General features: G+C 45.3%; 18 protein-coding genes. 4 read left to right on the top strand and 14 right to left on the bottom strand.

What is annotated here, in order from left to right; genetic code table 11:
• The first annotated feature begins 102 nt into the window (after positions 1 to 102).
• On the top strand, positions 103 to 363 hold the full coding sequence (locus G9F48_RS17790) for a hypothetical protein (protein WP_003156732.1): 261 nt from the start codon (positions 103 to 105) through the stop codon (positions 361 to 363).
• Positions 364 to 408: 45 nt separating this feature from the next.
• Here G9F48_RS17790 and G9F48_RS17785 read toward each other — a convergent pair whose 3' ends face one another.
• From G9F48_RS17785 to G9F48_RS17730, 12 genes are all read right to left on the bottom strand, one after another.
• Positions 409 to 1,107: a YqeB family protein gene (locus G9F48_RS17785; protein ID WP_165409897.1), complete on the bottom strand. Its 699-nt coding sequence runs from the start codon at positions 1,105 to 1,107 to the stop codon at positions 409 to 411.
• A gap of 110 nt (positions 1,108 to 1,217) precedes the next feature.
• Positions 1,218 to 1,466 (bottom strand): sigma-G-dependent sporulation-specific acid-soluble spore protein CsgA, encoded by a 249-nt coding sequence (locus G9F48_RS17780; protein ID WP_007408989.1) that lies wholly within the window; start codon positions 1,464 to 1,466, stop codon positions 1,218 to 1,220.
• Positions 1,467 to 1,546: 80 nt separating this feature from the next.
• Positions 1,547 to 2,023, bottom strand: a complete 477-nt coding sequence (locus G9F48_RS17775) for a DUF4879 domain-containing protein (RefSeq protein WP_014304250.1) — start codon at positions 2,021 to 2,023, stop codon at positions 1,547 to 1,549.
• Between the two features lie 103 nt (positions 2,024 to 2,126).
• Positions 2,127 to 2,306 (bottom strand): hypothetical protein, encoded by a 180-nt coding sequence (locus G9F48_RS17770; protein ID WP_165409935.1) that lies wholly within the window; start codon positions 2,304 to 2,306, stop codon positions 2,127 to 2,129.
• Between the two features lie 13 nt (positions 2,307 to 2,319).
• Positions 2,320 to 3,462: an ABC transporter permease gene (locus tag G9F48_RS17765; protein WP_165409896.1), complete on the bottom strand. Its 1,143-nt coding sequence runs from the start codon at positions 3,460 to 3,462 to the stop codon at positions 2,320 to 2,322.
• Positions 3,459 to 4,646, bottom strand: a complete 1,188-nt coding sequence (locus G9F48_RS17760) for an ABC transporter permease (protein WP_165409895.1) — start codon at positions 4,644 to 4,646, stop codon at positions 3,459 to 3,461. Before G9F48_RS17760 ends, G9F48_RS17765 begins: the two co-directional genes overlap by 4 nt.
• 8 nt (positions 4,647 to 4,654) lie before the next feature.
• Entirely contained in the window at positions 4,655 to 5,590 is a 936-nt protein-coding gene (locus G9F48_RS17755; protein WP_165409894.1) for an ABC transporter ATP-binding protein, read from the bottom strand.
• 141 nt (positions 5,591 to 5,731) lie between these two features.
• Positions 5,732 to 6,376, bottom strand: coding sequence for a response regulator (locus G9F48_RS17750; protein WP_165409893.1), 645 nt, complete (start codon positions 6,374 to 6,376; stop codon positions 5,732 to 5,734).
• A 4-nt stretch (positions 6,377 to 6,380) separates the two neighbouring features.
• Positions 6,381 to 7,511 (bottom strand): sensor histidine kinase, encoded by a 1,131-nt coding sequence (locus G9F48_RS17745; RefSeq protein ID WP_165409892.1) that lies wholly within the window; start codon positions 7,509 to 7,511, stop codon positions 6,381 to 6,383.
• A gap of 10 nt (positions 7,512 to 7,521) precedes the next feature.
• Positions 7,522 to 8,235, bottom strand: coding sequence for a YjjG family noncanonical pyrimidine nucleotidase (locus G9F48_RS17740; protein ID WP_165409891.1), 714 nt, complete (start codon positions 8,233 to 8,235; stop codon positions 7,522 to 7,524).
• 92 nt (positions 8,236 to 8,327) lie between these two features.
• The gene (locus G9F48_RS17735; protein ID WP_102421941.1) at positions 8,328 to 9,713 is read right to left on the bottom strand and encodes an amino acid permease; all 1,386 of its coding nucleotides are present in this window, start codon (positions 9,711 to 9,713) and stop codon (positions 8,328 to 8,330) included.
• A 425-nt stretch (positions 9,714 to 10,138) separates the two neighbouring features.
• Complete coding sequence (locus G9F48_RS17730; RefSeq protein WP_003156749.1) at positions 10,139 to 10,570, bottom strand: MarR family winged helix-turn-helix transcriptional regulator; 432 nt, start codon at positions 10,568 to 10,570, stop codon at positions 10,139 to 10,141.
• A gap of 195 nt (positions 10,571 to 10,765) precedes the next feature.
• Between G9F48_RS17730 and G9F48_RS17725 the strand changes: the two genes are divergently transcribed.
• The 3 genes from G9F48_RS17725 (at position 10,766) to G9F48_RS17715 (ending at position 12,788) form a co-directional block, all read left to right on the top strand.
• On the top strand, positions 10,766 to 11,170 hold the full coding sequence (locus G9F48_RS17725; protein WP_003156751.1) for a CidA/LrgA family holin-like protein: 405 nt from the start codon (positions 10,766 to 10,768) through the stop codon (positions 11,168 to 11,170).
• Entirely contained in the window at positions 11,140 to 11,832 is a 693-nt protein-coding gene (locus G9F48_RS17720) for an LrgB family protein (RefSeq protein ID WP_032872658.1), read from the top strand. The genes G9F48_RS17725 and G9F48_RS17720 overlap by 31 nt, the downstream gene beginning before the upstream one ends.
• 110 nt (positions 11,833 to 11,942) lie before the next feature.
• Positions 11,943 to 12,788 carry an aldo/keto reductase gene (locus G9F48_RS17715; protein ID WP_185153158.1) on the top strand — a complete coding sequence of 282 codons (846 nt, stop codon included), beginning with the start codon at positions 11,943 to 11,945 and terminating at the stop codon, positions 12,786 to 12,788.
• Between the two features lie 238 nt (positions 12,789 to 13,026).
• On the opposite strand, the gene G9F48_RS17710 is transcribed toward G9F48_RS17715, so the two are convergent.
• Both G9F48_RS17710 and G9F48_RS17705 read right to left on the bottom strand, forming a co-directional pair.
• Positions 13,027 to 13,869, bottom strand: a complete 843-nt coding sequence (locus G9F48_RS17710; protein ID WP_020955246.1) for a class I SAM-dependent methyltransferase — start codon at positions 13,867 to 13,869, stop codon at positions 13,027 to 13,029.
• A 161-nt stretch (positions 13,870 to 14,030) separates the two neighbouring features.
• Positions 14,031 to 14,168, bottom strand: a complete 138-nt coding sequence (locus tag G9F48_RS17705) for a class III lanthipeptide (RefSeq protein ID WP_020955245.1) — start codon at positions 14,166 to 14,168, stop codon at positions 14,031 to 14,033.
• Between the last annotated feature and the right edge of the window lie 15 nt (positions 14,169 to 14,183).

Here is a 14,183-nt window from a genome sequence, read left to right as displayed (position 1 = left end):
TTATCGCATTAAAGCGGAAAGCCAAAATTAACCTTCCGATGTTTAAACAGCCGTTAAGCGGGAATAACTACTGCAAGCCAGAAATAGAAAGGAGTTTTTATCGTGAAACAAAAACTGCTCATTTCAGGACTTGCCGTGTCGACTGTCGGAGTGACTTCCTACCTGCTCAAAGATAAATCAAACCGCCAAAAGGTGATGAACTTTATCCGCAATATGAAAACATCGCTCTCCGGGAAGCAGGATATTGAATCATTCCCCGTCAACAAAGCAGGCAACCCGCATCCCGAAGATATTGAAGATAACAAAATGGTATCCGAAGGCTCCATGTACCCGGTTCAATATTATGATGACAAGAAGAAATAATCTGTTTCCGGGCTGCCCGGCCGTATCAAACGGCGGCAGCTTTTTTTATGCAGACGGCGTTTGATAGATCCGCCAATATTGGCGCGATCCTTTCTCCCGCACAGTAATGCCCAGTTTGGATATTTCCGCTTTCAGCTCTTTCGCATCTGCCTTTTCCTCCTCTTTCAGCGCCTTTTCTCTCGCTTTTAAAAGAGCATTTGCCCCAGGCTCCAAATCCGGCGTGTCCGGCACCCACCGTTTGTATTCTTCTTTAAAAGGATCTTCCGTCCCCAGCCAGACATACCCATGCGCGCGAAACGCATCAGCCGCTTTTTCAACCGCCGGCTCAAGCTTCTCCCGAAAAAGCTCCTGTCCTTCAGTGCCTAATAAGACAAGATACTTCCCATCCGTAAACACACCGGAAATGCTTTCTTTCGAAAATACGCTTTCTTCATTATATATGGTTAAGGACACCTCGCTGTCCGTCACGACTGCCACAAGACTTTCTTTAAAAGCTGCCTGCGTCAGCCACACTCCCCCAATTAAGCCGATAACGGCAGTTGCAGCCGCAGCCTTCCATCCGTGAAAGGAAGCGATTATTTCCAGCGGCCCGTGAAAAGGCAGCCAATCCAATGTTACGGCCCACTTCGCAATGACCGGCAGAAACCATCCGATGACCAGCCCTAATAATGGCGGCACCAGAAAAACCAAAGCTTTTTCAACCGATGACAACTCAAGAACCGTCTGTTTTTTTATTTCGTTCATGATTCTCCTCCGTCTGTGTTTTTCACAACTATCCATTATACAAAGGGTTGGATGATTCTGTAAACTGTTTCCGAAACAATAAAAAAGCCTCCCGGCCGCCGGGAGGCTTTTTAAAACAGGAGCTCATATACTTCATTCAATTCCATCGTGCGCTTCTCATCCTGCTCGTTCTCAGCATATTTGATTTCCTTTTCAAGCACCTGATTCAGCGCATCCATTTCCAGATCATTTAGATCTTTCACGAACTCGCCCTCATTTGCATAATGCTTCACCTGAAGCTTTTTATAAATCCCCCGGCACACATCATGCTCCAAGTGGTTCGAAAGCGATTCGCGCAAATATCCGAGTGTCCTGTCCATCATGTAAGCCCTCCCTTTTCTTTAGGAATAGCTTCCCGGAAAGAGAGAAAAACTATACATGAAAGCACCGGGCGGCTGTTTTAACTCTGTACCTGAATGGAGAAAAATCCGCTGCTTAACGGCGTGTACGGCCCGTTCAGCCCCGTTGCGGAGAAAGAGAACGTTCCTGAACTGACATAAGAAAGAGGAACGCTGTAATATTTAATATAGCCTGTAACGATATTGCCGTTTTTCGTATATTCATCTTCCAGCGCTTTTGACGTAAGATTTGTAATATTCGTTCCGTTGTTAAACGCCTGGATCGTATTATTGTTCGGATACCCTTGGAAATATACAGCTAAATAACCCGTTGTCCCCTTCATCGGTTTTGATGCGCTGATTTGGTTCGGACCGATATTTTCCCATTGGTAATTCTGACCGTCAGACGTCACACCGATAATACGGATTTGTGTTAAAGCAGGAGCCGGCGCCGCAGACGCTGACGGAGCCCACAACCCGCTCACAAGCAACAAAGCAGCAGCGGCCGCGGCAAATAGCATAACGAGTCTCTTTTTCATGTTTCTTCCTCCTCTTATTCTTTTCGTAAAATCCTATACTATTTTACATGATTCCCAAGGAAAAAGATTACATTTTATAAAAGAGTCCGGAATATTTTGTGAACTAAATATGAAACGCTCTGGAAACGCCATTGATTATGAGAAAGATGCCGCAGACTCTTAACACGACTCTTGAACTTCTGTCATCCTTACCGAAAAAGGTTTTTCCGAGCCAGCCGATCCATACGTTCATTGCGGCTCCAGCGAGCACTTCTATGATTCCGATGATTTCTGCCATATACAAAGCAGCCATCCTCCTAACTGTGTTTTTTCATATTGCGGTTTATCAAATAGAGTGATAAGACCAATGACGCTGCACCGGCGGCAAGAAACAGGCTCAGCGGCACTATCTGCATGCTGTCTCCGCCATTGTTTTGAAATGCGCCGATCGCCCATTTTTCAGGGGTAAACAATGACAGCATCCGCATGTACTCCGGAGCCGTGTCTAATGTGAAGAAAGCCCCTCCCAATAAACCCGTGACAGCTATAAAAACGGAAGCAAGCGACGTGAATTGCTTTTGGCTCTTCATGAACGGTATCACGGCCATCGTTACAGCAGTCAGCGCAAACGAGCAGGCCGCAAGCACCGCTCCAGCAGCAAAAACATGATCAGCAAAACGGATGTGCAGCATGAATGTTCCGGCAGCGAGAATCACGATAATATGGAGAAGTCCGAAAAGATACGCCGCCGCAAACTTAGAGATTGCATATGCCGTATAGGAAACGGGCGTGCTCAGCAATCTGTCATATGTATGATTTTCTTGTTCATCTATAAATGATCGCAGGCTTTGGACTGCAACGAACCAGATAAACATCACTAAAAATCCGATAAGTCTGTCGGCTGCCTGTCCGCCTTCATAAACGTGATGGCGGTCAACATTGACGGCGGAATGACCCTGAATATCCTTCAAGAGATCAGCTGCCGCCTGCTTTCCGTCGGTGTGCAGCGTGCGGGATATCACTTTTGCATCGCGGACTATTTTTTTCAGCGCGCCCGCCTGCTGCGCAATCAGCTGCTCTGTCAAAACAGCATCACCCTTTTCTTCATTCTGAATAAATGAAACGTTCAATTCATCTCCTGAAAATAATGTCTCTTCAAAATGAGAGCCGATCAGCAATCCAAAGGATATATCCTGATGATTAACCTTTGTTTTTAGTACGTCCTCCGTGACCTTCGTGACTTTTATATGGCCGGCTGTCTGAATCATTTTCATAAATTGCGCTGAATAGGCGCTCTGATCCTCATCAGCTACATATACTTCCTTCTGCTGACTGCCATCCGCAGAAAAGGAAAAGAAATATGTGAGAAGGAGCGGAGCGGAAATCGTCGCAAAGATGGCAGCCCGATTTTGCAGCATCAGTTTCAGCTGATGTCTGATCATGAATAACAGCTGCATCATGAAACAGCCTCCTTCCGTTTAAACACCCAGACGGTCAAACATAAAAACACGGCGCCGATGGCGGCAAGCTCTGCCAAATCCGCCGCAATACCGCTCAGACCGGCATGCTGCGCGACACTGACATAGCTGTTGATCGCTTTGCCGTTCGGTATCAGCTCCTGCACGATTTTCAAACTGTCAGGCAAGCCGTCTTTTGCGATAAAACTTCCGCCTAAAAAACTGAAGCCATACAGAATAGGAGCCGCCATGCTTGAGACGGTCTCGTGGTTTTTTGCAGTAACCCCCCAAAGGAGCACAATACTGCCGATCGCAAATGAATAAACGATCGTCACCAGCAATACTTCAAACAAATTGCCCCATTTTACCTGATATAAGATGCTGCTTGCGATGATGACGGCAGCCATTTGCATCAGGATGGCAAACATGATTCCCAAAAGCTTACCCGCCACGTATTGGATACGTAAAACAGGCATTGATTTGATTCTGAATAACGTGTACTGCTGTCTCTCTTCCACTATCCCGTGAATGAGCGCAAACGCGGTCATAATGGAGAACATGACGACCATTGCGATTGAATAATACTGCATCGCATCAATCGGAGCCGCGTGATTGCCTGCGGACTGCTTCGGAATGGTGACAGTCTGTCCACGTTCACCCGAAAGGCCGCTGATGATTTTGCTGACATCTCCCTTTGACAGATGTCCCGACTGCTTCAGCCCCGCTTTTTCTTCGCTGAATTCCGCTTTTACTCTGGTGACAAACGAATCGGCCATCATTTCCACAATGTCTCCGTTTACAGAGCCTTGTTGGTCCGAGATGACTTTGATACTTGTTTTTTCATTGTGTTCCGCCGCTTTTGCAAAGCCTTTCGGCACGTATACAAAAACGGAGACTTTGCCGCTTTCGACAAGCTGTTTCCCTTCTTGATAACTGCCTATATCTTTTACACGGATGAGATCATTTTGGTTCAGCACGTCATTCTTTAATTGGTCACCCAAAGAACTCTCCGCGTGATCCGCATTATAAAACGCAGTCTGAAATGGCTTCACTTTTGAATCGCCGTGAAAAACCGTTCCTAAAATGAAAATCATCAGCGCCGGAAACAGAAGCAGTTTTATATAGAAAGACTTTGCGCCGGCCAATAACCGAAAATCTAATAAGATCAGCCTGAATAATATTTTCATGACGCCCCCTATGAATCCCGCAGCGTTTTGCCGGTGAGCCGGAGGAAAATGCTTTCCAGATTGGCTTCCTCGAAATGAATGCCCTTAATGGTGATACCGGTTTTCCTGATATCATCCGCAATATCAAGGATATTGCGATCTGCCGCAGAGACGAGCATCGTAATGGTCTGCCGGCTGACAGCAGCCTCGGCAACACCGGGAATGCGGCGGATTTTTTTAACGGCATCATCATTCAGCCCCTCTGCATTCACGGTCAGGGTATCAGAGGCTTTGGCTGACTGCTTCAATTCGTCTTTCGTCCCGCAGGCAATGATTGAGCCGTGATCCATGATCGCCGCTTTTTCACAGAGGTATTCGACCTCTTCCATGTAATGGCTCGTGTAGATGACGGTCATCCCTTTTTCTTGATTTAACGTCTTCACGGTTTCAAGAATGTGGTGTCTGGATTGCGGATCAATTCCGACGGTCGGTTCATCTAAAATGAATAGTTTCGGTTCATTCATTAGCGCGGCACCGATATTCACCCGTCTTTTCATGCCGCCCGAAAACTCAGATATTCTTTGATTTCGCTGTTCCTGTAATTCGATGATGTCCAGCACTTCATCAACCCGTTTACAAAGTTCCTTACCGGAAAGTCCGTACAGACTTCCGAAAAAAGCCAAATTATCCTTTGCGCTTAACGCTTGATATAAAGCGATTTCCTGCGGGACGACTCCCATCACTTTTTTTATGTCCGCAGGCTGCTCCTGTAATGAGATTCCGTCAATGCAGATTGTTCCGCCCGTCGGCGGGAGCACGGTGCTGATCATCGACACCGTTGTTGATTTACCGGCGCCGTTTGGTCCCAGCAGACCGAATATCTCTCCTTTTTCGACGCCCAGTGATATATGATTGACAGCGGTAAAATCGCCGTACTTTTTTGTCAAATCCGTTAATTCGAGCATTCGTGCAGCACTCCTTGTGTCATGTCTGCACTTATTCTACTCTTGGCGATCCTTGTTTTCTATTCACTTTCGTACTCGATATGGGTATTACTTTCGTCATATGTTTAGTGATAAAAAGGGAGAGAGGAGGGTGAAGCGGGGTTATAGCAATTTTTGCAAATATAAGGTAAGCTCGGTTCTGTTTGACACTTCAAGTTTATCGAGGATTCTGGATACATAGTTTTTCACAGTGCCTTCAGTCAGAAATAAGTCTGCGGCAATGCGTTTATTGCTTTTGCCTTCCATAATGTGTTTCGCCACATCAAGCTCTCGCGGCGTGAGAATCTCCGTCAGCTTTGACCGCGGCTCTTTCTGCACCGCAGGGATCTCCATGTTGTTCAGCGCTTTTACGACGGAAACCGTGATTTTGGGATTCAGCATCATCTGCCCTTCATAAACGGCTTGAAGTGAGGCGGTAATTTCATCTGAATCAGCATCCTTCAAGAGATAGCCGTCGGCTCCGCTTTTCAGCCCGGCAAAAATATAGTGATCATCTTCAAACGTTGTCAGAATGATGACTTTTACGGAAGGATATCGCGCTTTTACCGCTTTTGTCGTTTCGATTCCGTCCATACCGGGCATTCTGATATCCATCAAAATCACATCGGTTTCGGTTTGAGAAAGCAGCCGGAGAACCTCTTCGCCGCAAGAAGCCTCTCCCGATATTTGAATTCCTTCGTGAAGACTCAGAATCATTTTCAGCCCCTCTCTCACAATGGACTGGTCGTCTGCAATCATGACATTCACTTGATTATTCCTCCTTGCATGGAATCCTTATTTTCACGTCAAAACCCGTTTCCTTCCCGGAAGAGAAAACAGCCTCTCCGCCAAGTGCGGCCGCTCTTTTCTCAATTCCTTTCAGACCATTTGATTTTATGATCGTTCCGCAGGCTGAGCCGTTATTATGAATATGCGCCAATATCATGTTTCGGTTTTTTTGAATCCGGACAGAAACATATGAAGCATGTCCATGCTTTATCGCATTCGTAATCGTTTCCTGAACGGATTGATAAAGACAATGCTTCACATCCGGCTGTTCCGTTTCTATGGCCGCGTCCGTCTCCAGCTCGAAGCGAATGCCTCCCGCCTCTTGAAAATGACTGAAAATGTCACGGAGCTCTTGCTCAAACGCCCGCCCGGACAAAGAGCCCTGCAGCAGCGTAACCGCCTGGCGAAGCTTTAAAATGGATTCTTTCGTAAGATCATGCGCCTTATGAATGATCTGCTTCACTTTGTCCGGCTGATGCCCGGCTTTCTTCCCGGCAAATTCTAAATTCATTTTCAGAGCAGCCAGATAATGACCGAGCGAATCATGCAGCTCCTGCGCAATTCTTGTTCTTTCTTTCGTAACGGCCAGTTCCTCAATCCGGTCTGAATATTCCTTCAGTGTGTCATTAGCGGTTTTCAGCTCTCGGTTCAGCAATTCTACCTTCGACTTCTCCTGCAGGTTTTTCCGATATAAATAAATCACCGCAAACATGATGAAGTAAGGGAGCACGATATCACTGACACCCGCTCCGGAGGCGTATAAAGCTGCGGCAAATGCGGCGGCATTCACCGTTAACAAAACAGCCGGAATCTGCTGATCAGTAATAAGCACCTCCGCCAATAAAAGCACCATTACGGCCTGTGTCCCCACACTATAGACATTGTACAAAAGAACTCCCGCGATAACGTTGCTCAGGAGAAAAGAGCCTTGATATACAGCAGGCCTTCTCTTCATATATAGCGGCCGCAGGCAGTCATTAGCCGTCAGCATCATCACGAGCACAGACAAAAAAACCTTCAGCTCCCCCCGGCCGGGAGGAAGCTGAAGAATCGCATGAAAGATTGATAGTAATGCAAAACCCCTGATCAGTAACTTCGTATGTGCAATCTTCATCGTATTCTCCTTACAGATGAGCGGCGGCTTTTCGCTCCACGTTCAGCACATCATACAGCTCATCAAGCGAATGAATTTCATATGTCGGGATGATCCCGGACTCATTTGCTTTCTTTCCGGGATTAAACCAGCACGTATCCATTCCCGCCATCTGACCGCCTTTTATGTCCGCGCTCAATGAATCGCCGATAATAAGCCCGTGCCCGGCAGAAAAACCGGGAATTCTCGCAAACACGTAATCAAAGTATTCCTTCATCGGCTTTTGAAAACCCGTGTCCTCAGATACAAACACATCTTTAAAAAACGGATACAGACCGGAGTCGCCCAGCCGCTTATATTGTGATCTTGAGACGCCGTTCGTCACGATGTATAAATCAAATAAAGGACTCAGCCGTTCAATCAGCTCATAAGCTCCGTCTATCATCTGGTGCCCTTCTTCTAAGTATTGGCGGTACGTCTGATTCATCAGCACGCCGTCGGCTTCGAGGCCGTATTCTTTAAACAAAAGGGCAAACCGTGTATTCACCACTTCATCGCGGGTCATTTCCCCCTCTTCAAACGCCTTCCACAGCCCTTGATTTAACGCTTTATAACGGGCTTCCACCTCTGCCGTCAGCTCCAGCTTTGAACCTTGAAACAATTTTTGAAGAGCATCGGTTTCTGAAGCGGTAAAATCCAGCAGCGTATTGTCTATATCAAATAATAACGTACGGTAATGACTCATCGATGTTTCCCCCGGTTCTGCTTTTTTTAACCAGTATACCACTCGCGGACAAGCCGAAAAAGACACCCCTGTAAGAGAGGTGTCTTTTTGAATTATACAGCGTCTTCTATTTTCGATTTTTCACCAGGCATGCGCTTGCCGATACCGAACGCATAATAGCTGACCGTCACAATCGCCAGGAAAATCACCCCGACAACCAAAGAAATCCGCGTATCTTTGTTAAACCACATGCCGATCAATACCATGAGTAAGAAAGCGATCGTCAAATAGTTTGTAAACGGCGCAAAAGGCATCTTAAACGGATGCTTATCAAGCTCAGCGCCCTTCGCTCTTCTGAAACCGAGATGGCTGATTAAAATGACGAACCACGGAATCATTCCCGGCAGCACACTCGCGCTGTACACATAAACAAAAATTTTCGGAGGCGCGATGTAGTTCAGCACGACACCGATCACAAGTCCGATTAATACCGCAAGCGTACCGAATATCGGCACACCGCTCGAAGAAACTTTCTTAAAGAATTTCGGCGCCTGTCCGTTCACGCCTAACGTATAAAGCATACGTCCCGCACTGAATATCCCGCTGTTGCATCCGGACATCGCAGCGGTAATCACAACAAAGTTAATCAGACCGGCCGCCGCCGTAATCCCGACTTTCGCAAATGTCGAAACAAACGGACTGCCGAGTGAGTGAAGCTCATTCCACGGATATACGGTAACGATTACGAAAATCGCACCGATGTAGAAAATTAAAATCCGCCAGATAATGCTCTGAATCGCGCTTCGCAGCGTTTTTTGCGGGTCCTTCGCTTCCCCTGCCGTAATTCCGATCAGCTCGACCCCTTGATAGGCCGCAACAACCAAAGACAAAGCAAAGAAAAATCCTGAAAAACCATTTGTAAAGAAACCGCCGTGCGACCATAAATTAGATAATCCGATCGCATGCCCTCCGTTACCGAAACCGAAGAAAATAATCCCGATTCCGGCAACAATCATCAGAATAATGGTGACGATTTTGATCATGGCAAACCAAAATTCAAACTCACCGAAAGATTTTACCGAAATTAAATTCGCCGCACCGAGAATGGCCATGGCGATAATGCCGGGAATCCATGCCGGCAGTTCAGGAAACCAATATTTCATATACGAACCGACGGCGATAATTTCAGACATCCCGACGATCACCCATTGAAACCAGTTGCTCCACGCCGTCATATAGCCGGCTAACGGATGTATATACTTATGGCCGAATGTCGCAAACGACCCTGTACTCGGCTCTACATAGAGCATTTCGCCCATCGCACGCATGATAAAAAAGATAAAGATACCTGAGATCGCATAAGCCAGCAGGACAGACGGCCCGGTCCATCCGATCGTGCTGGATGACCCCATGAATAAACCGACACCGATCGTGCCGCCCAGCGCAATCATCTGTATATGACGCGCGCCTAAGCCTCTCTTTAATTCTTTGTTTGCCACTTCGCTTCCTCCTCTTAACAGCTCTGATATATGTGAAATAATGAAGCAGAAGGTGCACCTGTTGAACCTAACTCAATCTTCATTTCCCGCAATATTAGAAATATTCTATCTTCCTATCGTTATATAATCTCCAATTTCCTTATTCCATCATAATAAATTTTCGTGGAAAATACAATTGTTTTTTTCAGGCAAACACCTTACACTCTGAACCAACGGAGTAAAAATAAAGCGCTTTCATTTTCATTGAATTATGAATATTGAGATAATAAATGCCGCAGCCTCCGAGAAACATTATTTCCCAGGAGAAACGTTTTCCGCCCCCTATTCAATATTATTTTTGCTAAGCAGAATGGCGTAAAGCCTTACTCTCTTCCATTCTCCCTTGTATACGCCATAATCCTGCTTAACCCGGCAAAAATCATGCATTAATCGATAAATGCCTCATTCAGCCGCAGCAAAAGCCGGCCGAACATTTCTTTTTCATCGCCGGACCAATCGTCAAGCATACGATGATACCGCTCAAGACGCATCTTTTTATCAGCTTTTAACCTCTGTTTGCCAAGCTTCGTAATCGCAAACAGACTGACCCGCCCGTCAGAAGGATCGGAAAAACGCTGGATCAGCTCTTTCGACTCCAAGGCCGCTGCCTGGCGTGACAATGTGGAAATATCCAGCTTAAATGATTCGGCCAATTCCTTCACACGCGCAGGCCCGAATTCATCCAGCTGCCGTAATAACAAATACGCAGCCCTTTCCAGATGTCCGATTTTACGGTCGGAGTTATCAAGATAAACAGCTCTCCTGATAAAAGTGGTGAGCTCATATTCAATTAATTCAATCGGATCTTGTTTTGACAAACAGCCTCACTCCTTACATTGACAACAGCAACATTAGTTGTATAATACAAACATATGCACATTTACTCAGAAAACATATAGAAAGATTTTGCATACATATATTTGTATAGTACAAATATATGTGCCAAAAGTAAAGAAACTTATAGAAACATCAAGAAAGGGGGAAGCTGCTCTTCTCCAAAGAACAGCATTGTCGTGAAAGTCATACGCATCATCTTGCAAATCATTATTTTATTCGCATTTTCCTTTATCGGGGGAGCCGTTCAGCAGTTCTTTCACCTGCCTATTCCCGGAAGCATCATCGGTTTGATCCTGCTGATCATATGTTTATCGGTTAAGATCATTCCCGTCAAAATGATTGAAGACGGAGCCGGATTTTTGCTGTCTTTTCTTCCGCTCTTATTCATTCCGGCCATGACGGGCGTCATCAATTACCCGTCACTGTTTTCCGCCAGCGGGGCTGCTCTGTTTCTGATCATCGTGCTGAGCACCATCGTCACAATGATCGCCGCAGGGTACGCGAGCCAGCTGTTAGAGCATAAAGCCAATCAGAGAAAGGAGAAAAAGAAGTGCAGCAAGCATGTATCGCAATCGTTATAATTTTGTTCACGGCCGCCGCCTATCTGGCTATGGTGAGATTATATGTGCGCTTTCCATATCCCTTTCTCATACCGGTTTTGACGACTACGATTTTCATTATCGCCGTGCTGCTTGTTTTTCATATTTCGTATAAAGACTATATGATCGGCGGACAATGGATCAATTCACTGCTCGGACCCGCCGTGGTGGCTTTGGCATACCCGCTTTATAAGCAGCGCCGGGTGTTAATCAAGTATATGTTTCCGATCATAGGCGGCGTGTTGGCCGGTTTATTCTCCGGAATGGTCAGCGGCCTGCTATTTGCAGAGCTGTTCGGCATCAGCCGGAGTTTGATTTTGTCAATTATCCCAAAATCAATTACGACGCCTGTCGCCATACAGATTGCGTCCGGTATCGGCGGTGTCCCTTCCATGACAGTCGTATTCGTCATGATCGCAGGGTTTTCCGGCGTTATCTTAGGACCGCTGCTTCTCAAGTGGATCCGCATCCGCAGCTCACTCGGGAAAGGAATTGCATTCGGGAGCGCCTCCCATGCACTCGGCACCTCAAAAGCAATGGAGTACGGAGAATTAACGGTCTCCATGAGTTCTGTTTCCATGACGCTCTGCGCCGTGTTAGGGTCGGTCTTCGGCCCCGTTGTAGCATGGATGTTTCAAATTTAAAGCCGGCGGTTCTCCGTCAGCTTTTTTCATGTGCGGATCACTTCATTTCCTTCCATTATTATGTTTCATTTGTAAGAATAATGGTAAAGTAGAAAACAAGGAGGGATTTAATGATGACTGGGACAATTCCGCAAAAGAAACTGCTGGATGGGACAAGCATTCCCGCGATCGGCTTCGGTACATACGCTCTTAATGGAAACAATGGCGTTCATGCCATTACCAGCGCCATTGATATCGGCTACCGTCTGATTGATACCGCTTATAACTATGAAAATGAAGGGACGGTCGGAGAAGCCATCAAGAGAAGCTCTGTTCCGAGAGAACAGCTATACGTGACGTCCAAGCTGCCCGGGCGCTACCATGACTATGACAAAGCTGTACAAACCATCCAAGAATCTTTATACCGCGCCGGTCTGGACTACTATGACCTGTATCTCGTCCATTGGCCGAATCCGAAACAAGACCGCTACACGGAAGCATGGCAGGCACTGATTGATGCGAAAAAATGGGGCCTGATCCGATCCATCGGCGTCTGCAATTTCCTGCCTGAGCATATCGAACGGCTCGAACGGGAAACCGGTGTAAAGCCAGGCATCAACCAAATTGAACTGCATCCCGCTTTTAATCAGCAGCAGCAGCGCCAATGGCACGAAGAACAGGGCATCGTGACAGAATCATGGAGCCCGTTATCCCGCGCCGGCGAAGTATTAAACGATCAAAAACTCGGACGGATTGCGGACAAATACGGCAAAACCATTTCTCAAGTCATTTTGCGCTGGCATATCCAGCTGGGCGCCATCCCGATTCCAAAATCAGCATCGCCCGAGCGCCAGCTTGAAAACATCTCTGTTTTTGATTTCTCCCTTGATGAAAACGACATGAACATCATCGACTCGCTTACCCGCCCCGACGGACGCATAAACGGCCAAGATCCGGCGGAGTATGAGGAGTTTTAAGAAAACACATAAAGAAAAGCTGACGGCATCATTCGTCAGCTTTTTTCTGAATCTTTATCTGGTTCTCGCTAACAAACACAATGTACGATTTCAATATGGCTTAAAGGCCTATCAATTTTAACACTCAGTGTTAGAGCCATAAGGAGTACACCTTTCATCTATTATGGCTAACACTGAATCCTAAATGGAATATTTATTTTAAGTACTCAACTCGGCTATTTATAGATACGTTTAGTCCTTATTTTTTCTTTAAGACGGCTGCAAAAAACTCTCCGTTATTTTTATATTCCTCGCCATTGACATCTGCATAGACTTTTTCAAGGTTAAACCCTGCTTCATTCACTTCTTTTTCTAAATTTTCAATGCTAAAATGCTGGTTCCAATAATTATAATTCACTAATTTCCCATCATCAAAAACCAAAACATTTTTTGCCAAAGTAACATTATCAGGATATTTAATTGCAGCGTATAAGGTCAAATGTTCCTTATCCGATATCAGACTGTCCTTTTTTGATAGGAACCACATTAAATTCTCTTCAAATTTTTCATAACTCTTCTCTGATAAGACATCTAATAGAACTAATCCTCCAGGTTTTAAACCGCGATAGATGTTGTTAAGTATTTTTCTTCTGTTGGTCGGACTAAAAACACCATAGATTTGATAAATGAGCAGAGCTACATCAAATTCACTTTCGATTTCGAGATTCGTAATATCTTCAATCTTATAATCTATTTGCAAATTCATTTTATCCGCTTCACTAATAGCATAATCGATTGATTTTTTATTATAATCTACACCAGTCACGTTATAGCCTTTTAATGCTAAATTTTGAGAATAGAGCCCCGGGCCACATCCTAAGTCAATAATTTTATTATTACATTCTACTGGTGCTATTTTTGTAATAAAATCCACAGTCTCATCAACAAATGAGCTCCCTTTGCTGCCTCCGGGTATATTCTCATCAAAATGTGATTTCAAAACAAGTTCAGCTCTATCTGGATCAAGCCATACCTCTTGTGTACCTTCTTCAAATGGTTCAGGGTTTTTTGCCAATTCTAATAACTTTTTAATTGTTGTCACCTTCTATAGTTTTTTCATGATTTGTTAATGATAATTAAGAACTCTTGGGTGCTGATTTTAAGTACAAGCACCCAAGAAATGATAAACTTGAGGCTTCTCCGACAGTCCAATACAGTGTTCATCATTTATACTTCATTAATATTCAATGAAGCAAGATTGTTTTAACAATGATTACTTACTGAAGAAACAAAACCGCTAGTTGTTGTTACTGTCCATGTCGTTGTAATTGTCGCATCCACAGCTATACCTTTACCATCTGTCTCTTTCTCTAACTTTTGCAATTCCAAAACATCATTCATCTTTCTCACCTCCTT

The organism is Bacillus sp. EKM420B, assembly GCF_011065565.1.
Lineage (GTDB): Bacteria > Bacillota > Bacilli > Bacillales > Bacillaceae > Bacillus > Bacillus velezensis.
Note: the sequence above shows the minus strand (reverse complement) of the source record. Positions and strands in the feature narration are given on the sequence as shown.

Excerpts from the sequence above, each read along its gene's own strand:
- G9F48_RS17785 (WP_165409897.1), bottom strand. The coding sequence starts at position 1,107 with ATGAACGAAATAAAAAAACAGACGGTTCTTGAGTTGTCATCGGTTGAA.
- G9F48_RS17780 (WP_007408989.1), bottom strand. The coding sequence starts at position 1,466 with ATGGACAGGACACTCGGATATTTGCGCGAATCGCTTTCGAACCACTTG.
- G9F48_RS17775 (WP_014304250.1), bottom strand. The coding sequence starts at position 2,023 with ATGAAAAAGAGACTCGTTATGCTATTTGCCGCGGCCGCTGCTGCTTTG.
- G9F48_RS17765 (WP_165409896.1), bottom strand. The coding sequence starts at position 3,462 with ATGATGCAGCTGTTATTCATGATCAGACATCAGCTGAAACTGATGCTG.
- G9F48_RS17760 (WP_165409895.1), bottom strand. The coding sequence starts at position 4,646 with ATGAAAATATTATTCAGGCTGATCTTATTAGATTTTCGGTTATTGGCC.
- G9F48_RS17755 (WP_165409894.1), bottom strand. The coding sequence starts at position 5,590 with ATGCTCGAATTAACGGATTTGACAAAAAAGTACGGCGATTTTACCGCT.
- G9F48_RS17745 (WP_165409892.1), bottom strand. The coding sequence starts at position 7,511 with ATGAAGATTGCACATACGAAGTTACTGATCAGGGGTTTTGCATTACTA.
- G9F48_RS17740 (WP_165409891.1), bottom strand. The coding sequence starts at position 8,235 with ATGAGTCATTACCGTACGTTATTATTTGATATAGACAATACGCTGCTG.
- G9F48_RS17715 (WP_185153158.1), top strand. The coding sequence starts at position 11,943 with ATGATGACTGGGACAATTCCGCAAAAGAAACTGCTGGATGGGACAAGC.
- G9F48_RS17705 (WP_020955245.1), bottom strand. The coding sequence starts at position 14,168 with ATGAATGATGTTTTGGAATTGCAAAAGTTAGAGAAAGAGACAGATGGT.